We start from the raw sequence: 26,507 nt of genomic DNA, 5'->3' as shown, positions 1-26,507 counted from the left end.
CAGCTATGAAAAATATACTCTCTAAAGCAGGATACGGGTTGGCCCCTATCCTGCTCCTGTTACCTATTTTGTTTTCGGCACCCGCCAAAGCGCAAACCATGGATGCTGCGGCCTTGAAAAAATCGACACCGCAACAACGCGCCGACTGGCAAAACAAAATGATGAAGGAGGACCTGAAACTTACCGATGCCCAATACCAGCAGGTAAGCAAACTGAACCTGGAATATGCCCAAAAAATGCAGCCGCTGCTCACCTCTACCGATAGCAAATTCAGCAAAGGCATGAAAGCCCGCTCGCTGATGAAAGAGAAGGATGCCAAGCTACAAGACATACTGAGCGACGAGCAGTACGAAACCTACAAGAAAATAGTGAAGGAAAAGGGACAGGAATTGAAGAAGGTGATAATGGACTAAAACACGATGAAGTCGGTTGAAATTTTTGACAGGATTTAGGGATGGGCAAGATTATTACAGGATTTTTTTGCAGTGATTCCACCTATCTAATATTGATTTCACCGATAGCCTATCCTGAGAATCCTAAAATCAAGCGAATCAAGGTTCAGAAAAAATATCATGAAAAAATATATCCTCCTCGCGTTTGCCCTGCTTTTTATTTTCAGGGCTCATGCACAAAACTTTTCTAAGGTAGATAACTGGCTTAACGATAATACGCCTGCTATGGGTGGGCGTAGTGTGCTGGTGGTTTATAAAGATGGCAAGGTGATTTACAGCAATGCCGTTAACGAGCTATCGCGCAGGCAGAAAATGGTGAATAAGTTTTTGGCCAAGCGGCAAAACAAAACCGCCAACCTCGACGACTTTACCACCGATAGTAAAATGCCTATTGCCAGTTGTAGCAAATGGCTGAGCGCCGCCCTGGTGATGACCTTTGTTGACGAAGGCAAACTAAAACTTACCGATACCGTTGGCAAATACCTACCGGTGCTTTCGCAGCATGGCAAGGGCGGAATTACGGTTAGCCAGTGCCTGTCGCATACTACGGGCGTCCTCTCTCCATCGTTAAAAGAAAGCCTGCAGGAAATGCGCGGCGTAAACACCATGGACGAAGCCATTGCCGATATTGCCGCCATGCCGATGGAAGGCAAGCCCGGTACGGTATTCCATTACAGTAATGTAGGATTGCAGATAGCAGGGGCTATTATCGAAAAGATAAGCGGAAAGGATTTCCATACCCTTTTTGCCGAACGTATTGCCGGTCCGTTGGAAATGAAGAACAGCGATTTTGGCACCAGCAAAGTTGCCCTCCCCGCGGGCGGAGCCAACAGCACCGCTAATGACTATACCAACTTTTTGGTAATGATATTAAACAAAGGCACTTATAAGGGCAAGCGCATCCTGAGCGAAAAAAGCATTGCCGAAATGCAGATAAACCGTGTAACTGCCGATGTAAAGGTTGGCTACTCTCCTGCCGAAGCCGGCAGTATGGGTTATGGTTATGGTGAGTGGGTTATGGGACCAACGGTGGTAAGCAGCCCCGGCCTTTTCGGCAGCTTCCCCATGGTGGATAACAAGGGAAAATACACCGCCTTCCTGCTATGCTACTACATCAAAAACGATGGCCGCGGCGAGCGCTATAAAGAGTTAACGGGACTGTTGCAGGATGCGCTTAAATAGCGACCCGATATCTTCCCTTTAGATTTGACAACTTTCAAAAAGTTGTCAAATCTATTATGGCACTACACCAATTCGTAAAATTCGCAAGAATTAGAACATTTCATGATCATTCAGAAGGCTATGTTTCGCTTATGAATGATCTTATCTATTGCACGCCCCAATATCTCCAGCACCTCGGCCTCTAAAAAATCTTCGTTACGCTGCATCCATTCGCTGCCCATTTTAAATAGCATGGCCACTTTACCGTCGGTAAACTTAACGTGCCATACCTGCCACGATTTAAAATAAGCACTGGTTATATTAATAATGTGGGCCTTGCCATCGGCGAGTTTTATCTTGTATTCCATAGTTTGGGGTCAGTAGTTTTTTGTGTAGATATGATATTTATACGTGCACATAAACGCATTATTGCCGTCGGGAAGATATTTAACATTTGTGTTAAAAACCGCGTTTGCAACACTTTAAAGCATATTATTGACTTTCAGCGCTGTTCAGAGCTTTTGAAGTTATACCACTATTTTACGAAGCTTTTTCTGACATCGGCATGATGTTAATTTTGGTTCGCGACGCCGGCCTTTCAAGTTGATATTTATGTTGTTTATATAAAATACTTGCTCTATCTTTTGGCATTGTTATCTGCTCACCCTGATATGTTGCATCGTTTCATATTCCTGTATTGTTTAAAAGCGGGCTTCTGGCTGTTTGTGGTGTTGCTATTCGGCTTAACATCGTGCACGCAGCCTAAACAGGATAGCAGCAAAATAAAAGCTCAACTGGTTTTGGCAGATAGCCTTTACTACGCCGGGCGCGGACAAGAGGGGCAGAAATTGCTCATAAAACTACGCCCACAGATAAAAAATACCGACCCTCTTATAACAACTTACTACGGTTTACGCGAATTGGACTATTTTAACAATGGAGCCGGGATGACGGTTTATGCCGATAGTGCCCTGGCTTTTTTTAAAAGCGACGAACGCAAAACCACTTACCCCAACTACTATTTTAAAGCTTTACTTGCCAAAGGCGATGCTTGTGTAAAGCTGCAAAAATACACCCTCGCATTGCGTTATTACTACCAGGCGCGCGAAGTATTGCCCGGCGGCGACTGCGATAACGGCGACCTCGCCAGCAAAATAGGCGGCATTTATTACGACCAGCGCAAATTTGTTTTGGCCGCGCGCTATTGGGCCGAGAGCTACAAAGGGCTCAGCCAATGCGGTAAAGAGATAAACCAGCAAAAGCTTTTCTTTTTAAAACAAGGAGCGCTTAATAATGCGGGTTTCTCATACGAGCGCGCCGGCATGTTGGATAGCGCCTCAATTTATTATATAGCCGACCTTAACCTGATCAAAAGAACCGATAGCCTTAACCTGGTAGCCAAATTGTATCTCCCCGGTGCCTATGCCGTGATATATGATAACCTTGGCGGGCTGTACCTAAAACGGGGAAACATCGCTATAGCTGAAGAATATCTTAACAAAAGCCTCGCCCTGTTGCCCCCAACCATAACAGACGGGGCACGCATCCCCCCATTATTGAAACTTGCCGAGGTATATCTGATCAAAGGCGACTATCCAAAAGCTGCAAAAAGCCTTGCCGAGGGCCGGGCCAATTTAAACAAGTACTATAAACAAAACCCTGCTTCGCAACTTAACTGGATTAAGCTGCAGGCGCGATACCTGGATCTGACAGGTAAGCACGCCGAAGCTTATAAATACCAAAACGCGTACATAGCAACAAAGGATTCGTCCGACAATACGTCTGCCGAATTATTCAGGTTGGATGTGGAGCGCGAGATGAATACCTTGCAGCAAGAGCAGTCGCTGGGCGAGCTGATGCAGAAGAACGATGTAAAGCAGCTATACCTGGAAGGCAGTGTGGTTATTGTGGTGCTGTTTGTGATCATCATTATTTTGGTGAACCGCAATTTAAAACGCACCAAGGCCATTAACAAAGGCACTGTTTTGCAAAACCAGCAACTACAGGCAGCACTATCCGAACTGGAAACACTGAATAAAAACTACATCCGCGTAATGCGCGTAATGGCGCACGACTTGCGTAACCCGTTATCGGGCATTATGGGTATAGCTGCCATGGTGCTTGAAGAAGAAAGCAGCCTGAGCGAAGAGAACCGCCACCTGCTGAAGATCATCGAAAGCACGAGTAACAGTTCGCTGGAGATGATAAACGAACTGTTGGAATCGGGACTGACCAACGATAGCCAGCCCATGGAAAAAGAACCGCATGACCTACGTGCGTTGCTTTTTGATTCGGTAGAACTGCTGCAATTTAAGGCAAAAGATAAGCAACAGGAGATCGTATTCAACAGCATCGACGAGAGCATTATGGCTAACGTGAATTACGAGAACATCTGGCGTGTATTCAACAACCTTATCATCAACGCCATTAAATTCAGCCACGAAGGTGGCGTTATAAAAGTTGGCATTACCCTGCACGAAAAAAATATCCTTATCTCAGTAGCTGATAATGGCATCGGCATACCGGATAAGGATAAAGACAATGTATTCGAGATGTTCACGTCCGCAAAAAAAGCCGGGACACACGGTGAGCAGCCTTTCGGGCTTGGGTTATCTATCTCTAAAAAGATCATAGAGGCCCACGGTGGCCGCATCTGGTTCGATAGCAAAACCGGCGAGGGTACCGTGTTTTTTGTAGAACTGCCGGGGTAAATATTTTAAACAATTTGTCATCCTTGAGCGCAGCGAAGGATCTATTGAACACGATGCAAGGCGAACTTGCAAATCGACGATTCAGGTACTTCACTGCGTTCAGTACAACAAATATTTTACCACTTCTCCAACCCTAACAACTTCTTACCCAAGTCCGTCAATTCCGCAACCGGGTTTTGTTTTTCGCGCTCCAAAGGGTCGCCGGGGAAAGCATAGCCTTGCATGGCCTCGCGGCTTTGCCAGCTGTTTATGCGCCAGTTCACCAATTCTTCGTTATCCTCCTGTGCGGGCATCATGGCAATATATTGGGCCACGCGCACTTTATTGCCGCTGGTATTGGCGCGTATGCCATGTGGCTGCAGGCTGTTAAATATCAGCAGGTCGCCGGCTTCCAGTTTTACCTTTTCTATATTAAAACCTGTGGTATCGGGTTTGTAGTGGTCGCGGTCTTCGGGTTGGGTTAGTTTCCAGGTGTCGTAAGTGCGATAAAGTTCGGGTATGCACTGGAAACCGCCCATGGTTTCGTCGGTTTGGTCGGCAAGGGCCAATACTCCTTGCACGTTCTGCGGTTTTGTTTCGGGGTCGTAATCCCAGTGGATGAAGCCTTTATATTCGAAACCCGGACGCAGCGGAAAGTTGAGGTTAGCACGGTCAATAGTTGCCCAAAGTTTTTCGGTTCCCCAAATATCGGCAAAGGCCTGGTGTACACGCGGGGTTTGGCGGTTATCCCACATCAACTGGTGGTTGTATATCTCTACCATGCCGGTGTTGTTGAGTTCCTTCATCTGCATTTGGGCGTTAGGCTTTTTATACCAACTCTCCATATCGTTGGGGTCCTTGCCTTCATACTCCCACAGGTAATCAGCTAAAGCCAGTGCTTGCTCGCGCCTTACGGCTTGTTTTACTATTACATAGCCGTTCTCTATCCAGAATTTCCAGTCGTCTTCACTCAGCACCTGCAGGCGCTTTCCGTTGCTGCGGTCGTTCAGTTTCAGCTGGCTTGATTTTGCGGTAGATGGGTTGCCCGGTATTTCTTTATGTGCATTTTGCGGTCCGGGTGCCATCATGGTAGGTGCCATAGTTTTTTGTTCTGCTATCATGGTTTCTATTGGTTTTGATAATTCAAAGTTAGGTTGGCTTAGCAAGGCCAATATTCTGCACAATGACCAGAATTTGCTCTGTATTGACATTTGTATTAAATTCACACCTACTAACAAGCCAATGAAGGATGAATGAGATACAATTAGAGCGGGTAGATTTTGAACCGGGCAAATCATTCAAGCTGTTTTCGCCACGCTTGCGCAATACCTTCCTGTGGCATTATCATCCCGAATTTGAGCTGGTGTATGTGGAGGCCGATGCCGGCATCAGGCACGTAGGTTCGCATATATCAGGCTACACACAAAGCGACCTGGTTTTCATCGGTAGCAACCTCCCTCATCTTAATTTTGATTATCGCCTCCGTAGCGATTACCACCAGATCGTGATCCAGCTTCGCGAGGATTTTATGGGCACCGCCATTGGCATCTCGCCCGAATTCGCTGTTATTAACCAACTGTTCAAAAAAGCAGCTTACGGCATTGCCTTCCATGGCGAAACCAAAGCTGTGGTTACCGAAAAGCTAAAAGGTATGGCGGCGCTAAGCTCTTTTGAGCAATTGATGCAGTTGATGAATGTATTCGATATCCTTGCACGCTCAGAAGAATATACCATCCTGAACGGCGATGATATCAGCCTCCAATTTTTCCTGAAAGATAAAATACGCATGGGCGCCATTTACGAATACATCGGTGCTAACTACAGCAGTAAACCCGATGTAAATGTGGTAGCGGGCAAAGTGAATTTAACCACAGCCGCCTTTTGCCGCTACTTTAAACGCCAAACCAATATTACCTTTACGGATTTTGTGAATCAATACCGCATAGATATTGCGAAAAATCTGCTGATGCAGGATAAGAACGTAACCGAAACCTGCTATGCGGTGGGATTTGAAAGCTTATCTTACTTCAATAAACTGTTTAACAAGGTGGTTGGCGAAAACCCTTCAGAGTTTAAAAAGAATAGGTTGTTGTGAGCGGCTATTTGTTTGTATAACGCAGAAAGGCGAAAATTTCTTTTCGCCCTTCCTTATATATACCGTTTGTTTAAATAGACGGTAATGGTTACTTAAAACCCAAAATGCTTTATGTAAGTATTCAAGTCTTTATCTCCCCTTCCCGATAAGCAGATAACTACGTTATCATCTTTTTTGAATGACATTTTCTCTAATTGTGCCAAGGCATGCGCTGTTTCTATAGCAGGGATAATCCCCTCTAACTGGCAACAAAGCAAGCCAGCCTGTAGCGACTCATCATCGGTAATGCTTACATATTTAGCGCGGTTTACTTTGTAAAGGTGTGCGTGTTGCGGGCCAATGCCGGGGTAATCTAACCCAGCCGAAATAGAATAAGGTTCTACTACTTGGCCATCGTCGGTTTGCATGAGTATGGTGCGGCTGCCGTGGAGTACGCCTTCTTTACCCAGGGATGTGGTTGCTGCAGAATGCCCGCTTTCAACACCCTTACCTGCTGCTTCCACCGCTACAAGCTGCACATTCTCATCATCCAAAAAATGGTAAAACATGCCCATAGCATTACTGCCACCGCCCACACAGGCCATAACGTATTGCGGCAATTCGCTACCGGTTTGCTCCAGCAGTTGTTTTTTGGCTTCTAACGAAATTATCGATTGAAACTGGGCCACCATATCCGGGTATGGGTATGGGCCTACAACCGAGCCAATGATGTAGTGGGTATCAACGGGGTTAGCTATCCAATCGCGCAAGGCCTCGTTAGTAGCATCTTTCAATGTTTTACTGCCCGATGTTGCCGGCACTACCGTAGCGCCCAGCATTTTCATACGGGCCACGTTGGGTGCCTGGCGCTCCATATCAATCTCGCCCATGTATACTACGCACTCAATACCTTTTAAGGCACAAACGGTAGCCGTGGCCACGCCGTGCTGGCCTGCACCGGTTTCGGCTATAATGCGTTTTTTACCGAGGCGTTGCGCCAGCAATATTTGCCCAATAGCGTTGTTTATTTTGTGCGAGCCCGTGTGGTTTAAGTCCTCGCGTTTGAAGAAGATGTTGGCACCATATTTTTCCGAATAGCGTTTGGCATGGTAAAGCGGCGAAGGGCGGCCCACATAATCGCGAAGCAATTGCTCAAACTCGGCTTTAAAGGCAGGGTCATCAAGTACTTTGTTATATTCCCGGCGTAGCTCTTCTACATTTGGGTAAAGCATCTCGGGGATGTATGCCCCGCCAAAATCGCCGTAATAGCCCTGTTCGTTAACTCCGTACTTCATTATTTGCTAAATGTTTTTATAATATTAAATGCCTCTTTAAGCTTGTTTATATCTTTTTCTGCCGGTGCCGATTCAAACCTGCTGTTCAGGTCTACCCCGTACAGCATCGGGTGATTAATGTTGCCCACTTCTGCCAAGTTCTCCAGGCTCAGCCCGCCCGAAAGGAAAAAAGGCACGCTGCCGGTATACTTGTTTAATACGCTCCAATTAAAAGTTTGCCCCGAACCGCCATGCGCAGCCGTTTTGGTATCGAACAGAAAGTAGTCTACCTTATTTTCGTACGCCTCTAACCGTCCGAAATCAAAATCTTCATCCACACCAAAGGCTTTCAGTACCTGCACTTTGGGGCGAAACAATGCGCAGTAGTCGGGCGTTTCGGTTCCGTGAAACTGCAGGGCATCAAAGCCATATTTGTTCATGGTTTTGCTTACCCGCTCTACCGATGCATTTACAAAAACGCCGGTTTTCAGGATATGGTCGGGCAGGGTTTCCAGCACATCTTCATCCAGCTCACCAATAAAACGCGGCGAACGGCTATAGTAAATAAAGCCCATATAGTCGGGCGATAGTGCTGCTACATCTGCTATATTGTCCGGGTATTTTAAACCGCAAACTTTTATTCTCATGGTTAGTTGGCTATGAGTGTTTTAAAGCTAATGAGCGCTTTCTTACTGATAAGCGACTCTTCAGCCTCATAAAAACAATCGGCAAAGCTTTTAGTTGGCGCTATGGTTTTTATGGCCAAAGCAGCGTTGCTCAATACTACATTGGTTTGTGCGCTTGTTGCTTCATCATTCAGCACCTTCATAAATATATCTGCCGATTCGGCTACGGTATGCCCGCCCGTAATTTCGCTTTCGCTTAGTTTTTCAAAACCCAACGCTTCTATGCTGTTTATCTTCTCGCCCTCGGCCGAAAAGGTTTTAAAATCGCAGGTGAGGGATATCTCGTCGTAGCCATCAAGCGCATTCAGAATGGTGTATTTAATGCCCGATTTTTGGTAAAGGTATGCATAAACCCTTGCCAGTTCGAGGTTGAATACCCCCACCAACTGGTTGCCCGGTTTTGCAGGATTTACCATGGGACCTAACATATTGAAGAAAGTTTTTACACCCAATTCGCGACGGATAGGTGCCACGGTTTTCATGGCCGGGTGGAACAGCGGCGCATGCAGAAAACAGATATTAGCTTTATCGATACTGCTTTTCAGTTTATCGGTATCGTTGGTAAAGGTATACCCCAAATGCTCCATTACGTTTGACGAGCCGCAACCCGACGATACGCCATAGTTGCCATGCTTAGCTACCTTATACCCAGCACCAGCCACTACAAACGAAGCAAGGGTAGAAATATTAAAGGTGTCCTTACCATCGCCGCCGGTGCCGCAAAGGTCGATGAGTTGGCCGCTCTGCAGGTCGATAGGCAGGCAAAGCTCCAGCATCGCATCGCGGAAACCTTCCAGTTCTTCAACCGTGATGCTGCGCATGCAATAGGCCGTCATGAAGGCCGCCATTTGCGAGTTATTGTATTTACCCAAAGCAATATTGGTCAAAATCTCTTTCGACTGTGCCCTGCTGAATGTTTTGTGTTCGAATAGATGGTTAAGTATCTGTTTCATGCCCCCTACCCCCCTAAAGGGGGAATTTTTTAAGCGTTATTTAATTTCTATACTCTTCCCCCAATTTCTGCTCCCCCTTCAGGGGGCTGGGGGCGATAACAAAAAAGGGTTACCTTGCGGCAACCCTTCTGTATATCTGTATAACAAAAACAAAAAATGAGGCTGCCTTACGCGTTTACGTTAAGCCACCACCAGTTATTGTTTAATGCGTTAGTTTTCATTCGTTGTGGCAAATATGGAAATACTTTTTGCTAAATACAAGGAGAAAGAAAATTTAATGATCGAAGAAGGTACACCATAAAATACCTCCCCGCTATTTCATAACTTCGCATACATTCACTCATTCCCCCTACTCACTCATTCACTCTATAAACAGGTGGCTATAAAAGAACAAAAAGTAAACCCCGAGAACGACCTTGGCTTTGGCCCGCAGCCGGTTATAAAAAGCCAGCCGCTAATTAATAAGGATGGCTCAGTGAATGTGCGGCGCAAGGGGCTTTCGTTCTTCAATACGGCTGATAACTACCACACGCTTATTACCATGAGCTGGGCAAAGTTTTGGGTGGTGGTACTTAGCGGCTATCTCGTAGCCAACTTGTTCTTTGCAACAGTTTACGTACTGATAGGTATGGACAGCCTCGACGGCGCAACCGGCACCAATACCTTTCAGCATTTTTTGGATGCCTTTTTCTTTTCGGCACAAACTATATCTACCGTGGGTTACGGGCATATCAGTCCGCGTGGTATTGTGGCTAACAGCGTGGCGGCAATCGAATCGATGATAGGTTTACTGGCATTTGCTTTGGCTACCGGTTTGCTTTACGGGCGTTTTTCTAAACCATCGGCCAAGATAGTTTATAGCCATAACATGCTGGTGAGCCCGTATAAAGAAGATGGCAAAGGGCTGATGTTCCGGATATCTAACCTGCGCCGCAATGTGCTGATAGATCTGGATGTAGAAGTAGTGTTCTCCTACAACGAAATTGTTGATGGCAAAGCCATCCGAAGATTTTTCCCGCTCGAACTGGAACGCAGCAAAGTAAGCATCCTCACCCTCAATTGGACGATAGTACACCCGCTGGACGGCAACAGCCCTTTAGCCGATATCACCCCGGATGAACTCGAGCGCACCCAGGCCTCCTTCTCGGTACTCATGAAAGCGTTCGACGACACCTTCTCTCAAACGGTACATTCACGCACCTCATACACCTACACCGATATGGTTTGGGACGCCAAATTTGTGCCGATGTTTGAGCGCGATGAAGAAGGAAGGATAGTTTTGGATATGAGTAAGATAAACGAGTTTTTGCCAGTTCAATAGTTCACTGGTTCATTAGTTCGTTGGTGCAAGGCGGTTCAGCCTACATGTCAATTCTCTGAAAGTAGCGCGGTGTATTTGCGCCAAATATATCCCAACAAAAAAGCCGTTCCCTTTATCAGGAACGGCTTTTTACTTTTTTGTGCGCCCACCTGGGCTCGAACCTATTTCTAAAATGTGCTTATTATCAGCTTATTACAAAGAAAGTCAATCTTCAGGTGCTTAGTTAGGTGCCCACTTTATTGACTATTCAAATATACGTAAAATGATAAAATTTGGAAAATTTGTTGTTATATCGTAATATTGCGATATTAATTATGGGCATCACCAAAACGGACATATTCAACAAGCAGCAAAACGAGCTGGCAGTGCAGTTAAAAGCTATTGCGCATCCTGCACGTATTGCTATTTTGCAGCATATTATCGCAGCGAATGCTTGTATATGTGGTGATTTGGTTGAAGAACTCGGGCTTGCGCAGGCAACTATTTCACAACATTTGAAAGAGCTAAAAAACGCCGGGCTTATACAAGGCACTATAGAGGGTGTTAGCGTTTGTTACTGCATTGAGCCGAAAGCCTGGAAAGCACTACAACTGGAACTAAATGTACTGTTTGGTTCTTACAAAGAAAAGCAAGACAATTGCTGTTAAAATTTTTTGAGTTAATCTATCGTAATATTGCAATAAATGAAGCATGCAGCCATGAATAAAATAGAAGCAATCGACTGGAAAACCTTTAAGGATACCTTATTACAGCATTCGGACCTTGACCTGCAATTCCAATATGCAGAAGGCAAACTGGTAGATCCAGCTTACCATATCACCGAGATCAAACAAGCGCCGATCACTTCCGTGGATTGCGGCGGCGTAATGAATGCCTGGACAGAAATTATCGTACAGCTTTGGGTGCCGGAGGGCGAACAGCAAGAGCAATCGATGAAAGTAGGCAAAGCTTTATCTATCGTAGATATCGTCGAGAAAATGCTGCCACTGAACCCCAACGGTACAGTAAAAATCGAGTTCGGTAACTCTGAATTTGATACCCGCCAAATGTTCCCCAATGAAATGATCGTGAGTGAAAATGCTTTAACCGTTGACCTGCGCCCGGATGCGGTGCAATGCAAGGCTATTGGTCGCGGCGGCAATTGCGGCACGAATGATAAGGGTGAGGAATGTTGTGCGCCTGCGGTCGTTGAAAAACCAAAAGTACAATTAGTGAACTTGGCTGCACCCGCTGAAGCCTGCTGCACACCGGGCGGGGGCTGCTGTTAAACAACTTCATCATGGAGATCAAAGCTGCGCAACCTTACAAAGCAGAAGTAGTTGAACTTTTAAGTTTGGCCAAACTACCTTATGCAGATCTGCCGGAGACACTGAACAATTTCTTTGTCGCCATTAACGATGGCGAAGTCATCGGGGCCGCCGGAGTGGAGATCTACGGCAGTAATGGCCTATTGCGTTCGGTGGTCATTCACCCCAATTTCCGAAAACAAAGCATCGCCGCTCAACTCTTGCAAAAAATTGAAGCTACAGCCTTAGATCAAAACATGACCAAGCTTTTTCTGCTGACAGAAACAGCTCCTGGTCATTTTGAAAACCATGGCTTTAAACGCATCAGCCGGGAAGAAGTGCCCGAACCGTTAAAAGCTTCATCCGAATTTTCCCATGTCTGCCCGGTTTCGGCAGTCGTTATGTCAAAACCACTAATTAAATTATAAATGAAAAACATATTAGTGCTCTGTACAGGAAACAGTTGCCGCAGCCAGATAGCAGAAGGTTACCTGCGTTATTTTGCAGGCGACAAAGCAACTGTTTATAGCGCCGGCATCGAAACACATGGCGTTAATCCCAGAGCCATCGAGATCATGAAACGGGATGGTTTAGATATTTCAAACCATACATCAAATAATGTAGATGAGTATGCTGATATCCCTTTCGATTACGTGATCACAGTTTGCGACAATGCGAAAGAGAATTGCCCTTATTTCCCAACTAAGGCCATTAAACTGCATCAAAACTTTCCTGACCCAGCCAAAGCTACAGGCACGGACGAACAAATTATGGAGCAGTTTCGCGAAGTGCGGGAAATGATCAGGAAATACGCAAGGAATTTTGTTAATGAAAACCTAAAGGACTAATGAGTATCGATCACTGCGCACCGACCCATGAAAGACGGCGATTAGGTTTTATAGACCGTTATCTTACGCTATGGATTTTCCTTGCGATGTCTATCGGTGTAGGCTTGGGTTATTATTCCCCCTCAACAGCCACTTTTATCAATTCCTTTTCAAGCGGGACAACCAATATTCCGCTGGCCATTGGACTGATCCTGATGATGTACCCGCCACTGGCCAAAGTTAAATACGATAATATGGGCGAAGTATTCCGCAATACTAAGGTATTGAGCGCTTCGCTCATTCTCAACTGGATAGTAGGCCCGATACTAATGTTCGTATTAGCAATTACTTTGCTACGCGATCATACCGATTATATGGTCGGTCTGATACTCATTGGTCTTGCCCGTTGTATCGCAATGGTTGTAGTCTGGAATGAGCTGGCCGAAGGTAACCGTGAATATGCAGCAGGTTTGATAGCGCTGAATAGCATATTCCAGGTGCTTCTATACAGCGTTTACGCTTATGTATTTATCACATTCCTGCCACCATTATTCGGTTTAAAGGGGTTAGCCATAAATATTACCATTGGAGAGATCGCCAAATCGGTAGGCATCTATTTGGGCGTTCCATTTGCCGCAGGAGTCATCAGCCGATATGCATTGATTAAAATGAAAGGTGAAACCTGGTTTAATGCTAAGTATGTACCATTCATATCGCCCATTACATTAATTGCCTTATTATTTACCATAATAGTGATGTTTTGCCTGAAAGGTCAGTTGATCGTGCGGATTCCTTTTGATGTAGTGCGCATCGCAATCCCTTTAGTGATTTATTTCACCGTCATGTTTATTGCCAGCTTTTTTATCGGCAAATCCTTTGGAGCCGATTATTCAAGATCGACTTCTATTGCCTTTACGGCAACCGGCAATAACTTTGAGCTGGCTATCGCTATTGCCATCGGCGTTTTTGGCATTAATTCAGGTGAGGCATTTGCCGGGGTGATTGGTCCGTTGGTTGAAGTTCCCGCGCTTATTGGGTTAGTGAATTTGGCGTTTTGGTTTAGAAAAAAATATTGGCCACTCTCTAAATAGAAAGTGGCCAATAATGCTTGTTTCATTAATAGTTAAACGCTAATCCGGCACCCAATCCCATATCGCTATCATAATGTGTTGAGAGAGCAAGATATTTGGTACAGAGATATCGGAAACCTGTCATATATTCCTTGTCGGTATTTACCATCAGGCTAAAACGTAATCGCGATGTAACAGGAATATCTTCACGCCCTAACTGAAAGCGCAATTTGCCATTGCCGTCCACCCGCATATCGGCCACAAACAGCATCGGTAAAGTATAGGCTAAACCTGCTACCACCGTGCGCCTTTGTTCTTTGTTACTCGTCTGCCCGAACATATTCCGGGAATCATCGCCAAAGATGTTCTTCTCGTGCTTGCCAGGCCTTTTATAATGATAGTCAAAACCGACATAAGGTAATAGCCACTGCATACGGCCAATATATCTTCCTACCATCGTTTCGCTTTCGTAACCCATTTGTGCATCAAAGCCTAAATGCCAAAGTGTACTGATCTGCCACCTGGTATTAGCGTACATAAACTGCCCGTCGCTACCGTTACTTTCCAAACTGGCCTGCCCCATTAGGTGGAACATGCGGTCATCTCCAAAAAGTTTACGCTGGGCAAGCTTAGGGTCAGGCAAAGCAGGGTTTGGCGGCGAGTTTTCATAGCTGAATATCCGGCCCATACCACTCATCATATGATAAAGGATATGGCAATGGAAGAACCAGTCGCCCCCCGGTTCGCTGGCAGCAAACTCCAGGGTATCACGCTCCATAGGCAGTATGTCAAGCACGTTCTTGAGCGGTGCATAGTCTCCTTGTCCATTTAGTACCCGGAAATCATGACCATGCAGGTGCATGGGGTGACGCATCATGCTGTTGTTGTATAGGATCAGCCGGAGATTCTCGCCTTTTTTGATCAATATCTTATCAGTTTCCGAAATAGTTTTGTTATCCAGCGTCCAAACGTAACGGTTCATATTACCCGTCAGATCGAACTTTAACTCGCGCCAGGGGCCTTTCGGCAAGTTGGTTTTTTGTGGAGCGCGGAGCATGCCATAATTGAGGGTTACCAGATCATGGTTCCCACTCATGTCCATGCCTCCCATCTTCATGTCACCCATGCCCGTATTCTTACTACCATTATCGGCTTTTGGCATAGGCTTTTTTTCCGGACCGGTGATCTCGGGATACATCACCGTGTTCATATCCATGACCTGATTCTGCATTTTCATACCTTCCATCTCCTTCATATTGCCGTTCATATCCATCATATCGTTCATCATCTTCATTCCGGCAAAATATTTAGGGCGATCCATCTTCTTTGCAGAAACCCTGGTGCCGCTTCCTAACCATAGTGATGCATATTTACTGCGGTCTTCTGGTGTTACCAAAAACTCGTAGCTTTTATTATCAGGAATAGTAACTACTACATCGTAAGTTTCAGAAACTGCGATGATAAGGCGGTCAACTTCCACCGGTACCACATCATTACCATCATTGGCTACCACGGTTATCTTTCCGCCGGCATAGGACAACCAAAAATAATCGGATGCCCCGCTATTGGATATCCTCAACCTTACTTTATCTCCGGCTTTGAACCGAGCGGCCTCCAACTGATTTTTACCATTTAGTAAAAAATTATCGTAATACACGTCAGACAGGTCCATTGCGTTCATCCGTTTCCATTCGTTGGCCAACTTTGTACCGAACGCCCCGTGTTTTATCGCTTCGGAATAGCTTTGTGTACTGCCTTTTTGCACCGCGAACCAGTCGGAAGCAGCATGCAACCTACGGTCCACCTCTTTAGGTTTTACGTCCGTCCATTCACTGATCACCAACGGGATAGTTGGGATATCCCATTCTCTTCGCTTTTTTAATATAAAGCTGCCATACATGCCGATCTGCTCCTGTAAGCCATAGTGACTGTGATACCAGTGCGTTCCATGTTGAACAATCGGGAAACGGTAAGTGTAAGTACTGTGCGCCGGAATGGGCATTTGCGTTAAATAAGCAACCCCGTCTTCTTTATTCGGCAGGAACAAACCATGCCAGTGCAAAGATGTAGGTTCGTCAAGGTTATTATGTACCACTATCTCTGCAGTATCGCCTTCCGTAAATGTTAAGGTCGGCATAGGAATTTGCCCGTTCACCGCAATAGCGTGTTTCTTTTTTTTACCAAAGGTGACTGTAGTATCGGCAACAAAAAGATTGTATTTTACTGTCCTGGGTGGACCATCAGGCGGAAGAGTTTTTATAGGCCCCAGATCGGCTTTGGCCTCCTTCATCATTTCAGCGCCCATTTTATCCATTTGCATCCCGGGCATTTCCTTAGCTTTATCCATGCTGCTATTCATATCCATTCCGGGCATTTGCTTTGCAGTTTTCTTTGCCGTATCCATTGGCATCCCGGCTTTTTCGGACGCTTTTTTTACCGGCTTTTTACTCATGGCCTTTGTTTTTTCTTTAACCAGTTTCATGCCGCATTTTGGGCAATTTCCTGGTTTGCCGGAATGAATCTCCGGGTGCATTGGGCAGGTATAGGTAATGGGTTGCGTTTTTTGCATATCCTGCATATCATTCATTTGAGCCTGTGCTACTGCAAGTTGGCTTACTAATAGCAGCATCGCATATATTATTTTTCTCATGTCTAATTTTTTAAGGACAGGCTATCACCTGCAGTTTTAGCCCATTGCTGGAGCCGCTGTTTTTCTTTTTCGGAAAGTATCGCATTGCGGTGAATAAGAATATAAGAGGACAATGGCATCGAGCCCTCGGAAAGGCTTTGTCTGATCGCCCTCAGCCGGCTTCTTTGCCGCCTTTTGGTATAACTGGCGAACTCCGTAAAATTCAATTCTTTCTTACCATTACGAATATGATCATCCAGTATGTACCGGACAGGCTGAATTTTTGAATACCAAGGATACTCCGTATGATTGCTATGACAATCATAACACGACCTTTGTAAAATTATGTTAACATCCGCCGGAAAAATAGTCGCCTTTGAAATATCATTACCTCCGCGTGCGATTCCTTCATTGTGCCCCCGTGGGATGAATTGAATAATAATGAATAGAGCCAATAAGGCAATGAACGATATCTTTAATGGCCTTTTCATCTGATTTACTTTAATTCTTCCTTGATAGTTCCGCAAGTTGGCATATCCGTGCCGAAGTAAGGGTTACTGATCGCTTTAGTTTCACTTAGCCAGATCGCACCTTTTTTATCATTATACATAGGGCAGCGGTCGACATATAGTGGCTGGCTGGCCCCAAACAGCTTGACCATATCGTACATGTCTTTACTCAGCATATCAAAATGTTCGCGCTGATGAGGCAATTTGCCGGCGCTTTCACCAATATGCTTAGCCATTTGCTGCGCATCGTCGGCGATATCCGCAAAATTTTTTTTTTGTACTTCGTTTAGCGTTGAACGGTCAAATTTGGCGAATCCATCAGCCAACGATTTGCCCGCGGTCGCCGCGGCATTGCTGTTGTCTTTAGCAAGTGCATTCTTTAGATTTAAATAATGTGCGACCAGTATCTTCGCTGTTGTTGACGGGGTAATACCGGCTGCGGACGTTTTTGCAGTATCATTGCCAGCTACCGAATCAGCGGATCTGCCGCTCAGGTTACAGGCGGCAATAGCGAACACGGTAACGGCCAGGGGGAATATGATGAACGGTTTCTTCATGGTCTTAAAATTGTTTTTAACAGTTCAAGGCGGTTGACTACCTTGAACTGTGGGGATTGATTATCTATTCAGAGTCTCCGTTACTTTGCCGCAGGTCAGCATCTGTTTACCGTAATAAGGGTTTTTGATGTCGGCGCTGTCGCTCAGCCAGGTTGCTTTCTTCATCGGGCAATACTGCGCATAAACCGGGTCGGTGTTAAGTTTTAAAGCTTTTATGGATTCGAGCATATTTTTAGAAAGGCTGGTAAAATGTTCTCGCTGATGGTCGATCGACGTAGTTTCACTGATATGGCGGCTGTCAAACTGTAGTTTATCGGTATAGGATTTCCAATTCTTTTGCTGGTCAGCCGGAATATTGTTTAGGGCAACAAGCAGCGCTTTGGCTTTAGCCTGTGCTTCTGTGCTGTTATCCGCTACCAAAGCGTCTTTTAACGCATAATAACTGGTTAACACAGTTGGAGGTGTAGCCTGCGCTTTTGCAGCCAATGCGGCGGCGAACAGGCTTATTGAGAATAGGATGGATTTAACGATCTTTTTCATGTTCCTTAATAGTTTGTTATAATTATTACTTGTCCATTCTGGCCAGAATGCGCTTCATTTCAGCAATTTCTTTCTCCTGGGCCTGAATAATTCCCTGTGCAAGCTTTTTAACTTCCGGGTCTTTGAGGTTAGCATTTTTGCTGGTCATGAGCGCGATAGAATGATGCGGGATCATGCCCTTCATGTATTGTACATCTCCGATTGGTGTCTGGGTCCGGACGGCTGCCAGCGCCAACCCGAATACAGCAATGCTGGTTATAGTGATAACCCTGTTCAGCTTTTTATTTTGATACATCATCCGCATGCCGCCCAGCATCAGCAGCGCCATCGGGCATATCATCAAAAGTGTCATGTAAAAACGGGTCAGGTTGAGATAAATATGATCCGGCTGATCCACATTGAGATACATGACCGCATACATGATTATAAAAGACAGCGTCAGCATTATTGCGAACGACCGGTAATTGTTCTTTTCCATTTGTTTGATTTTTATATTTTATTTATAGATTTCCTGTCTACGGATGCACTGGCTTTAAATTGACTCGGTGTCATTCCGGTAGTTTGCTTGAATTGCGCTGAAAGGTGTGCGCTGCTACTGTAGCCCATTTTAAAGGCGACCTCATTAAGGTTAAGCTCACCGTAGGACAGCAACTCTTTAACTTTCTCAATCTTTTGCTGGATGATGAATTTCTCGATCGTGATATCTTCGGCGTCAGAGAACGCACGGCTTAAATAAGTATACTCCTTATTTAATTTATCAGACAAGTAATTGGAGAAGTTGATATGGGTATTGGTTAGATCGCCGTAGTGCACTTTTTCGATCACCAGGTTTTTGATGCGTTCGATCAGACGGTCTTTTTCACTGTCGATCAGCTCAAAACCCAGCACTTTCAGAACGGCACCTATTTGATTCAGCTGTTCAGTATCTATATCGGGGTGAATAGTGGCCTGGCCCAGAACAATTGTTTCTGCGGTGAGGCCAAGGCTAATAAATTGCTGGCGAACGACCATGATGCAGCGATCGCATACCATATTTTTAATATGTAATATCATTTTAATTCAAGCTAATTAATGGACAATAAAATGCCGGGCCGCTTTTGCAGCAATGCTTGAATCAGATGAGAAGGGTACGGATCTGGATAAGATAGGTAATTCCGGCCGGGCCGGGTGGCGCATGGCTATCGGTCCATAAATTTGTCGCCAGATGGTAGTTAGTTTGAAAGACAGATAACTGGTAAATTGATGAGGGCTTTAAAGCGGTCAACTGAAATTTTACAGGATCAAGAGAAGGCTTGATGTTTTCTTTCACCACGTAAGAGCCATGCTGGTCGCAGCATTTGCAGTCCTTCCCGCTTGTGCAAGGCTCCTTTTTGTGATGATCCTGTTGCTTGCCCAAGTGGGCTATAGCCATATTCGGTTTGCTATGGCTTTGGTGCTGAGCTGCATTTGCCACTACCTTGAAAACATCGCGCGCCAGGCAATGGACAATGCAAACGAACATACCTGTGGTCAACATCAGGTAGAATGCAGCAAAGCCAATGACAGCGGTCCTCTTCATTATATCAAAAATAATATATAATACAATAGTTGATTTATAGAATTTTGATTAAATGTTATAAAATTACATATCATTCCCTTTACCTATTTGCTTTTTTCCGTAGAAAAAGCAAAACAATCCCAATGGTATAAATAGGAGGTTAAGCCAGGTACCATAATCCCATTTAAAGTGCGCCTGTGCCATTTGCATGGGTTGCCCATGTGTTTTCGGCAGCCAGTTCAGTGCTTCAAACAGGTAATCGACGCTTATTGCAGTAATGAAAATGCCGGTTGATAAAATAAGCAACAAAAGCCACATCCTTTTCCATCCGAAATAGCGCCGGTAAACCATCAGCATCGGGATGGTCACGAGGTCGGACAAGATAAAGGCGACTACTCCGCCAAAAGAAATGCCACCATGCCAAAGCAACGCCGCCAGCACGATGTTGCCAACCGAACAAACGAACGCAAAAACAGCGATCAGAATGCCAACAATGGCGTTCCAGGCTAAGACCAACAAATGCGGCAAATGGCTTTGTCCGGTGAGAAAAAGGCTTTTCCAAAAACTTTCGGGTACTAAAACCATTAACACAGCAGAGAGCGCCACACCTATGATAATATCTTTACCAACCATCATCACATCCATATAAAAATGGCCTGTGGCTGCTTTAATTTTATCAAGAAAACCTAACTTTTGATTTGAATGGTCATGCCCGTGATGGTGAGCGTGATCATCGTTATGATGTGATGTATCTGCGACTTTACTCAGAGACTTTGAAAAAAAGAGCTTGATCAGCAAGGCTGATATCAGGATAAATAACAAACCGCCGATCACTTCACCGCCAAAAAATGGCCAGCCCAACAGCGTAACGATCACAATAAATATTTCAAAAACAAGATTAGTGCTCGATATCATAAACGACACAGAATTTGCCCAAGTAGCCCCTTTTATGAGTAATGTACGGGCCATAGAGGCTGCCGCGTAAGAGCAAGATGAAGATATTGCTCCAAAAAATGTAGAAAGCCCGACGGTCCCCGCAGTGTCTTTACCCAGCCGCGACGATATAGTTTCTGTTGAGATAAAAGCCCGGATAATTGCGGATAGCAGGAAGCCGAACAACAGCCCCCAAGCGATGTCCCACATCATGAGGAAAAATTCTGTAAGGATCTGTGTGATAGTATGTATCATATATCAATCATTAAAGCTTGAATGCCCCAGCTTTGTTTGAGATCAGGCAATTCCCCGTTATAACCTTCATTTAATGCTTCGGTCGCTAGTTCTGCTTCTGTGCTTTCGGCCAATTATTTAAATATTTTTTTTGCAGGCCAGCAGTTTTTTACTTTCTATTTGTTGGTTCTCTCCAAGTCATTAAGACCGAGACTAATCCATGGCGGGGAAACTTACCCGAAATGGTTAAATGCAAAATAGCTTGTAAAGCTATTTTGCTATTTACGGGATTATGCGATTATTTTATGAAATTATGCCAAGTGCATGATAGCGTATAAAGCGCTCACCGAGATCAGTATCCATAAGGCCACGCCCTGCAACAAAGGTTTGATTCCAACCGAGGCCAATACCTGACGAGATAAACCTGCGCCGATCAGGAACAGAGTCAAAGTAAGTCCCGCTTTAGCGACCATTACCATATAGGGGCTGATCAGTTTAACCATCGGCAGATAAGTATTGGCGATCATAGCCAGGATGAATAAACCGATAAAATAAGGGATAGCTACTTTTTTAGAATTATTCTTGAACAGGAAAGTTGAAAGGAAAGCGATCGGTACGATCCAAAGCGCCCTGGCCAATTTCACTGTAGTGGCGACCTCTAAGGCATGTGTGCCATATTTGCTGGCAGCGCCAACCACTGAACTGGTATCGTGAATGGCAATGGCGCACCATAAACCGAATTGTGTTTGCGACAGGTTGAAGTAATGCCCGACAACCGGGAACACGAACAGCGCGACAGAGTTCAAAATAAACACACAGCCTAACGCAACAGAAATTTGTTTTTCTTCCGCTTTGATCACCGGGGAGATGGCCGCTATGGCACTGCCTCCACAAATAGCTGTTCCGTTTGATATGAGGTATGAGGTTTTCTTTTCAATTTTCAGCCATTTGCCGATCAGAAAACCGAAAACTAATGTGCTTGCGATAGACGCGATGGTAAACAATACGCCTTCTTTACCAGCCTGCATAGCGCTATGTACGTTCATGCCAAAGCCCAAGCCCACAACCGAAACCTGTAATAGCAAATGGGTTGCTTTATGGTTTAAATGCAGGTAAGGATGACCGGACAGTTGAGCGACCGCCAAACCTAACATTAAGGCTATAGCTGGACTAACGAACGGTGTGAGGCATAAGGCCACACAAAGTATAAATATGATCTTACGAGTGTTTTCGTTCAGGTGAAAAAAAGTTGCGGACTTAGTTAACTGATGTTGGGTGTTCATGATCCTTTGTTTTGATACCCCAAAATTCATCCTTATTCAGTAAAGATTTTTATCATAAACCGCGATGAACGATAACCACAGGTTATGGTAGTTTTTGAAACCAACTGTAATTAAATACCTGGTCAGTATCAAAAGGTGTATGATGAATATGTTCTATGCTGCCGGTTAATTGAAACTGCTGCTGGAAAATATTCGATAACGAAGCTGGGGATTGACGTTCAACAGCTAATCCGCTGCATCTTTCAGGGCCATTTACTCCGAAAGTCCCGATGATAAGCTTTCCGTTAGCGCTTAAATATTTAGCTGCCGCCGCCACATATTTGATTTGCTCTTTTGAATCGGTCAAAAAATGAAAAGCTGCCCGGTCATGCCAAAGGTCATATTGTTTGTCTGTTGAAATATCCAGCACATCACTTACACTCCATTTAATTTCATAAGCTCTATCACCCAACCGTAACTTCGCCCTGTCAATAGCCTTGGCAGAAATATCCAATACGGTAATGTTGGAGTAACCCAATTCCAACAGATGATCGGCCAGTAAGCTGTCTCCGCCACCAATGTCGATAATGGCGGCATCCTTGGGAAGATCAAAACTGTTGATGATGCTTAACGAGGTTTCCGGCTTTTCTTCGTACCAGCTTACTTCGGTCAGCTTTTTATGAGCATAAACGTTTTCCCAGTGTTCTTTTTTATCAGCCATTGTTAAGATATAAACTTTTTGATCGCTTCACTAAGATCGAACACGTTGGTTTTCGAATCAAATGCGTTAGCAACAATACTGCTGCCGGCAGCACTGCGGTAGCCTCCGGCGCAATGCACCACAATAGGTTTACTGAAAGGAATTTCCGCTAAACGCTCCCGCAATTCATATAGTGGAATAGGAAGAGCATTCCGGAAAACCGGCTGCGCTTTTACTTCAGCTTCGTTTCGGATATCGACTATCGTGTATTGCTCCGGGTGCGCAGCAAAATGAGCAAAATTCAGTTCTGCCATTTGTTCGTGGCCTCCGTCAATCACAAATGCGGCTTCTAAAAAAGCTTCGTAACCGATTTTAGCGGTTTTGCTGATCAATTGATTTAAATTCTCCTCGTTTTCAGCTACTAAACAAAAAGCTTCTTTGGGAGCAATGATGCTGCCCAGCCAGGTTTCAAATTTGCCGCCATCCTGAATATTGATCGATCCTGGCAAATGTCCTTTTTTAAATTCCTGTTCAGGGCGGGCGTCGATAATAAACATTTCGCTGTTCAGCTCGACCGGTTTTTTGGCCGGAACGCCAGCTAATGCTGGTTGTAATGGTGGTGCGCCATGCTTATTCAAGGCAACATCATAAGCAAAGTATTTTGGTATGAATGGCTGATCTCCCAGCAAGGTCTGCACAAATTCAGTTTCGCTCATTTCCTGTAACGACCAGTTGCCCGCTCTTTCTGCGCCGATAGTGCTGCGATTAGCATCGCTTAGCGCTTTACCGCATAAGGTACCTGCGCCATGTGCCGGGTAAACCCAAACCGCATCGTCCAACACCAACAATTTGTCGCGGAGTGAATGATACATCTGTTTGGCTAATTCCTCACGCCTCGCAGTGAGGTTTCCGGCCTGCTCACGCAGATCAGGCCTACCGCAATCACCAATGAACAGTGTATCGCCGGTAAACACGGCTTTATCCTGGCCATTATGTGCTAAAACAATGCTGATGCTATCCGGCGAATGCCCTGGTGTGTTCAGGGCTTTGAGTTTTATTTTGCCGAATGAGAGCTCATCGCCATCGTCAAATGTTTGATGGGCATATTCAGCGCCCAATAGTTTAGAGCAATAAATGACCGCTCCAGTAACCTGTTGCAATTCCAGGTGCCCGCTCACAAAATCGGCGTGCGGATGGGTTTCGATCACACCAATTATTGTTGCATCGTGCGCTTTTGTATAAGAGAGGTATGAGGTAATATCCCTTGATGGATCGATCAGCACGATCTTTTTTTCGCATTCGCTTAATATCGCATAGGAATAATGCGACAGGCCTTTATCTTCAAATTGTTCGATCTTCATATCAATGAGGGAGTTTTTCACGTAATAAACCATAAACCCAGGTTCCTGCAAGAGCGCTCAGCAGCGTTACAGTTGTAACCAAAATACCGCTGCCGATCTGCGCAAACAGCGGACCGGGGCACGCGCCGGTAAGCGCCCAGCCTAATCCAAAGATCAATCCGCCATAAACGTATCCCCAGTTAAATTTCTTGTCCGGGATAACAATAGGTTCCTGATAGATCGTTTTGATATTAAAGCGCTTGATCAATACTATAGCGATCATGGCCACTACAATGGCGCTGCCGATGATGCCATACATATGAAAGGATTGCAAACGGAACATTTCCTGTATGCGGAACCATGAGATCACCTCGGATTTGATCAGGATGATACCGAAACATATCCCTACCAGTAAAAACTTCAGATTCTTCATAGCTGTAATAAATAAGGTAAGATCAGCCAGGTCATGACGAAGCCGCCAATCATAAAGCAGCAGGTAGCTACCAGGGAAGGCCATTGTAAAGAAGAGATCCCCATAATGGCATGGCCGGAAGTACAGCCGCCGGCATAGCGCGTACCAAAGCCGACCAGCAAACCGCCAATTACCATAAATACAAACCCTTTTAAAGTGGTAAGCGCCTTGAAACTAAAAATATCCTGTGGCAGTAAACCGCTGAAATCTTTAATGCCCTGCTGCTGCAAGGCAACAATGGTTTTAGGATTGATGCCCACCGGCCCGGGATTAGACAATAAATGCGCGGCGATGAATCCGCCTATAACGATGCCTGCAATAAAAAACAAATTCCATGTGTCCTTCTTCCAGTCGTATTTAAAAAAGGAAATATTTGCCGGGATACAAGCCGCGCAGATCTGCCGTAAGGTTGATGAGATACCGAATGTTTTGTTACCTAATATTAATAGCGCCGGTACGATGAGGCCTATTAAAGGCCCGGCTACATACCAGGGCCACGGTTGTTTAATGATGTCCATGTGAGTTAGTTAAAGTGCTTATTAAAACAAAGATACCCATAGCCAATACAAACCAGCCAAAGGCAGGCTTCAGGCGAGTATCGCTAATGAACCGCGTGAGGTAACTGCCAAGGATGATACCGGCAATGGCAAAACCCGAAAAGACAGCTAAAAACGCATAATTTATTACTACATGCCCGGTGATATCACCCAATACACCCAGCAGCGAGCTAATGGTCATTACCATAAGCGAAGTACCCACTGCTTTTTTCATCGGTAAACCTGCGAGCAATACCAGCGATGGAATAATAAGAAAACCACCGCCAACACCTACAAAACCAGTGATAAGGCCAACAGCTATGGCCTGGAAAATTAATCTTGGATAACTAAGCTCTAGGGAACTACCAAGATCTTCCTTTTTATTCCGGATCATGGAAAGGGATGCTGCCAGCATCAAACCGGCAAAAACCAGCATCAGCAGCATGCTTTTGGCAACAGTCCAGTGTCCGAGCGTAAATAAGTGAATTGGTATCACTGGCATTACCCATCTCCGCATGATAAATACGGCGGCCAAGGATGGTAAACCAAAGATCAACGCGGTCTTAACATCCACATTGCCTTTTAGGTAATGGCTGGCCGCGCCTGCGGTACTGGTTAGTCCAACTACAAATAAAGAGTAAGTGGTCGCTAACACCGGATCGATAGCAAAAAAATAAACGAGAATAGGTACGGTGAGAATAGATCCACCGCCGCCAATTAAACCGAGGGACAAACCAATTAAAACCGAAGCTGCGTAACCTGCTATTTCCAAAACCTGATGATTGATGGAACAAAGCTATTTGCTTTCGGCCTGGTTATTGGTGACTTATGTTACACAGGGAAATTTAAAGTTATCTTATTGCGGGAAAGAGTAATCATTTCCTTCTTTTCCATTTGCTTAAGCAGGCGTGATATGACTTCGCGCGTAGTGCCCAACTCTTCTGCCAGTTGCTGGTGAGTGACCTGAAACTCATGTGAATTAAATACCGCGGCTTTCTTTTTTAGCAACTCTACAATACGGTCATCCAATTTTTGAAAGGCAACTTCATTGATCACAGTAAGCAATTCTTCGAAACGCTGGTGGTAAAGTTTAAAAATAAAGTCGGCCCATTCGGGATAGCTTTTTACCCATTCGCTGGCTTTGGTAATGGGCAGCATTAAGACGTCGGCATCTTCTTCTACCTCCAGGCGTACTTTCGAGGTATCCTCATGTATCCCGGCCAGGAATGACATGATACAGCTTTCGCCGGGTTTGATATAATATAAAAGGATCTCGCGGCCGTCCTCATCCTGCCGCATAACCCGCATACTGCCGGATAAAAGCACCGGCAATGATCGCACATAACTGTTGGATGACATCAGCACCGTGCCGGCCGGTAATTGCTTCCGCTGGCTGTTCTCTTCTAACGCTGATTGCAATGCTGGGCCAAACTGTATCATGCGGTAAATTTAGCAGGCTTGCGG

General features: G+C 45.1%; 30 protein-coding genes. 10 read left to right on the top strand and 20 right to left on the bottom strand.

Features of this window, described 5'->3' with window-relative positions; genetic code table 11:
• Positions 1-5: 5 nt before the first annotated feature.
• Positions 6-413 (top strand): hypothetical protein, encoded by a 408-nt coding sequence (locus BC343_RS02825; RefSeq protein ID WP_078346190.1) that lies wholly within the window; start codon positions 6-8, stop codon positions 411-413.
• A gap of 159 nt (positions 414-572) precedes the next feature.
• Entirely contained in the window at positions 573-1,634 is a 1,062-nt protein-coding gene (locus tag BC343_RS02820) for a serine hydrolase domain-containing protein (protein ID WP_078346189.1), read from the top strand.
• A 110-nt stretch (positions 1,635-1,744) separates the two neighbouring features.
• On the opposite strand, the gene BC343_RS02815 is transcribed toward BC343_RS02820, so the two are convergent.
• Positions 1,745-1,981 carry a hypothetical protein gene (locus BC343_RS02815; RefSeq protein ID WP_078346188.1) on the bottom strand — a complete coding sequence of 79 codons (237 nt, stop codon included), beginning with the start codon at positions 1,979-1,981 and terminating at the stop codon, positions 1,745-1,747.
• Between the two features lie 303 nt (positions 1,982-2,284).
• Between BC343_RS02815 and BC343_RS02810 the strand changes: the two genes are divergently transcribed.
• Positions 2,285-4,324, top strand: coding sequence for a tetratricopeptide repeat-containing sensor histidine kinase (locus BC343_RS02810; protein ID WP_078346187.1), 2,040 nt, complete (start codon positions 2,285-2,287; stop codon positions 4,322-4,324).
• Positions 4,325-4,440: 116 nt separating this feature from the next.
• Here BC343_RS02810 and BC343_RS02805 read toward each other — a convergent pair whose 3' ends face one another.
• Positions 4,441-5,424 carry a phytanoyl-CoA dioxygenase family protein gene (locus BC343_RS02805; protein ID WP_078346186.1) on the bottom strand — a complete coding sequence of 328 codons (984 nt, stop codon included), beginning with the start codon at positions 5,422-5,424 and terminating at the stop codon, positions 4,441-4,443.
• A gap of 128 nt (positions 5,425-5,552) precedes the next feature.
• On the opposite strand from BC343_RS02805, the gene BC343_RS02800 reads away from it, so the two are divergent.
• Positions 5,553-6,398: a helix-turn-helix domain-containing protein gene (locus BC343_RS02800; RefSeq protein ID WP_078346185.1), complete on the top strand. Its 846-nt coding sequence runs from the start codon at positions 5,553-5,555 to the stop codon at positions 6,396-6,398.
• A gap of 92 nt (positions 6,399-6,490) precedes the next feature.
• On the opposite strand, the gene trpB is transcribed toward BC343_RS02800, so the two are convergent.
• From trpB to trpD, 3 genes are read right to left on the bottom strand one after another with little or no spacing between them, the layout of a single operon-like run.
• Positions 6,491-7,672 carry a tryptophan synthase subunit beta gene (gene trpB, locus BC343_RS02795; protein WP_202909714.1) on the bottom strand — a complete coding sequence of 394 codons (1,182 nt, stop codon included), beginning with the start codon at positions 7,670-7,672 and terminating at the stop codon, positions 6,491-6,493.
• Positions 7,672-8,298 carry a phosphoribosylanthranilate isomerase gene (locus BC343_RS02790; protein WP_078346183.1) on the bottom strand — a complete coding sequence of 209 codons (627 nt, stop codon included), beginning with the start codon at positions 8,296-8,298 and terminating at the stop codon, positions 7,672-7,674. The genes trpB and BC343_RS02790 overlap by 1 nt, the downstream gene beginning before the upstream one ends.
• Before the next feature lie 2 nt (positions 8,299-8,300).
• Entirely contained in the window at positions 8,301-9,290 is a 990-nt protein-coding gene (gene trpD / locus BC343_RS02785) for an anthranilate phosphoribosyltransferase (RefSeq protein ID WP_078346182.1), read from the bottom strand.
• A 376-nt stretch (positions 9,291-9,666) separates the two neighbouring features.
• On the opposite strand from trpD, the gene BC343_RS02780 reads away from it, so the two are divergent.
• The 6 genes from BC343_RS02780 (at position 9,667) to arsB (ending at position 13,815) form a co-directional block, all read left to right on the top strand.
• Positions 9,667-10,611, top strand: a complete 945-nt coding sequence (locus tag BC343_RS02780; RefSeq protein WP_078346181.1) for an ion channel — start codon at positions 9,667-9,669, stop codon at positions 10,609-10,611.
• 314 nt (positions 10,612-10,925) lie between these two features.
• Positions 10,926-11,258: an ArsR/SmtB family transcription factor gene (locus BC343_RS02775; protein ID WP_078346180.1), complete on the top strand. Its 333-nt coding sequence runs from the start codon at positions 10,926-10,928 to the stop codon at positions 11,256-11,258.
• A gap of 36 nt (positions 11,259-11,294) precedes the next feature.
• On the top strand, positions 11,295-11,879 hold the full coding sequence (locus BC343_RS02770) for a DUF6428 family protein (protein ID WP_238381688.1): 585 nt from the start codon (positions 11,295-11,297) through the stop codon (positions 11,877-11,879).
• An 11-nt stretch (positions 11,880-11,890) separates the two neighbouring features.
• Positions 11,891-12,325 (top strand): arsenic resistance N-acetyltransferase ArsN2, encoded by a 435-nt coding sequence (gene arsN2 / locus BC343_RS02765; protein WP_078346179.1) that lies wholly within the window; start codon positions 11,891-11,893, stop codon positions 12,323-12,325.
• Positions 12,326-12,745 carry an arsenate reductase ArsC gene (locus BC343_RS02760; protein WP_078346178.1) on the top strand — a complete coding sequence of 140 codons (420 nt, stop codon included), beginning with the start codon at positions 12,326-12,328 and terminating at the stop codon, positions 12,743-12,745. It abuts the gene before it with no gap.
• Positions 12,745-13,815: an ACR3 family arsenite efflux transporter gene (gene arsB, locus BC343_RS02755; RefSeq protein WP_078346177.1), complete on the top strand. Its 1,071-nt coding sequence runs from the start codon at positions 12,745-12,747 to the stop codon at positions 13,813-13,815. The genes BC343_RS02760 and arsB overlap by 1 nt, the downstream gene beginning before the upstream one ends.
• A 25-nt stretch (positions 13,816-13,840) precedes the next feature.
• Here arsB and BC343_RS02750 read toward each other — a convergent pair whose 3' ends face one another.
• The 15 genes from BC343_RS02750 to BC343_RS02680 all read right to left on the bottom strand — a co-directional run bounded on the left by BC343_RS02750 (position 13,841) and on the right by BC343_RS02680 (position 26,483).
• On the bottom strand, positions 13,841-16,444 hold the full coding sequence (locus BC343_RS02750; RefSeq protein ID WP_078346176.1) for a multicopper oxidase domain-containing protein: 2,604 nt from the start codon (positions 16,442-16,444) through the stop codon (positions 13,841-13,843).
• 2 nt (positions 16,445-16,446) lie between these two features.
• A complete protein-coding gene (locus BC343_RS02745; RefSeq protein WP_078346175.1) occupies positions 16,447-16,914 on the bottom strand; it encodes a heme-binding domain-containing protein in 468 nt (155 codons plus the stop codon).
• A gap of 5 nt (positions 16,915-16,919) precedes the next feature.
• Positions 16,920-17,489, bottom strand: coding sequence for a DUF3347 domain-containing protein (locus tag BC343_RS02740; protein WP_078346174.1), 570 nt, complete (start codon positions 17,487-17,489; stop codon positions 16,920-16,922).
• A 60-nt stretch (positions 17,490-17,549) separates the two neighbouring features.
• Positions 17,550-18,029, bottom strand: coding sequence for a DUF3347 domain-containing protein (locus BC343_RS02735; protein ID WP_078346173.1), 480 nt, complete (start codon positions 18,027-18,029; stop codon positions 17,550-17,552).
• 25 nt (positions 18,030-18,054) lie between these two features.
• A complete protein-coding gene (locus BC343_RS02730) occupies positions 18,055-18,507 on the bottom strand; it encodes a DUF305 domain-containing protein (protein ID WP_078346172.1) in 453 nt (150 codons plus the stop codon).
• An 11-nt stretch (positions 18,508-18,518) separates the two neighbouring features.
• Entirely contained in the window at positions 18,519-19,061 is a 543-nt protein-coding gene (locus tag BC343_RS02725; RefSeq protein WP_238381687.1) for a helix-turn-helix domain-containing protein, read from the bottom strand.
• Positions 19,062-19,143: 82 nt separating this feature from the next.
• Positions 19,144-19,587 (bottom strand): hypothetical protein, encoded by a 444-nt coding sequence (locus tag BC343_RS02720; protein WP_078346170.1) that lies wholly within the window; start codon positions 19,585-19,587, stop codon positions 19,144-19,146.
• A 63-nt stretch (positions 19,588-19,650) separates the two neighbouring features.
• The gene (locus tag BC343_RS02715; RefSeq protein WP_078346169.1) at positions 19,651-20,754 is read right to left on the bottom strand and encodes a permease; all 1,104 of its coding nucleotides are present in this window, start codon (positions 20,752-20,754) and stop codon (positions 19,651-19,653) included.
• Positions 20,755-21,044: 290 nt separating this feature from the next.
• Positions 21,045-22,016 (bottom strand): YeiH family protein, encoded by a 972-nt coding sequence (locus tag BC343_RS02710; RefSeq protein WP_078346489.1) that lies wholly within the window; start codon positions 22,014-22,016, stop codon positions 21,045-21,047.
• A gap of 82 nt (positions 22,017-22,098) precedes the next feature.
• A complete protein-coding gene (locus BC343_RS02705) occupies positions 22,099-22,716 on the bottom strand; it encodes a class I SAM-dependent methyltransferase (protein WP_078346168.1) in 618 nt (205 codons plus the stop codon).
• Between the two features lie 2 nt (positions 22,717-22,718).
• Positions 22,719-24,056: an MBL fold metallo-hydrolase gene (locus BC343_RS02700; protein ID WP_078346167.1), complete on the bottom strand. Its 1,338-nt coding sequence runs from the start codon at positions 24,054-24,056 to the stop codon at positions 22,719-22,721.
• A 1-nt stretch (position 24,057) separates the two neighbouring features.
• Positions 24,058-24,468, bottom strand: a complete 411-nt coding sequence (locus BC343_RS02695; RefSeq protein ID WP_202909713.1) for a DUF6691 family protein — start codon at positions 24,466-24,468, stop codon at positions 24,058-24,060.
• Positions 24,465-25,025 (bottom strand): YeeE/YedE family protein, encoded by a 561-nt coding sequence (locus BC343_RS02690; RefSeq protein ID WP_078346488.1) that lies wholly within the window; start codon positions 25,023-25,025, stop codon positions 24,465-24,467. Before BC343_RS02690 ends, BC343_RS02695 begins: the two co-directional genes overlap by 4 nt.
• Positions 25,012-25,815, bottom strand: coding sequence for a sulfite exporter TauE/SafE family protein (locus BC343_RS02685; RefSeq protein WP_078346165.1), 804 nt, complete (start codon positions 25,813-25,815; stop codon positions 25,012-25,014). Before BC343_RS02685 ends, BC343_RS02690 begins: the two co-directional genes overlap by 14 nt.
• Positions 25,816-25,874: 59 nt before the next feature.
• Positions 25,875-26,483, bottom strand: coding sequence for a Crp/Fnr family transcriptional regulator (locus tag BC343_RS02680; RefSeq protein WP_078346164.1), 609 nt, complete (start codon positions 26,481-26,483; stop codon positions 25,875-25,877).
• Positions 26,484-26,507 lie beyond the last annotated feature (24 nt).

This window comes from Mucilaginibacter pedocola, assembly GCF_002013915.1.
Lineage (GTDB): Bacteria > Bacteroidota > Bacteroidia > Sphingobacteriales > Sphingobacteriaceae > Mucilaginibacter > Mucilaginibacter pedocola.
Note: the sequence above shows the minus strand (reverse complement) of the source record. Positions and strands in the feature narration are given on the sequence as shown.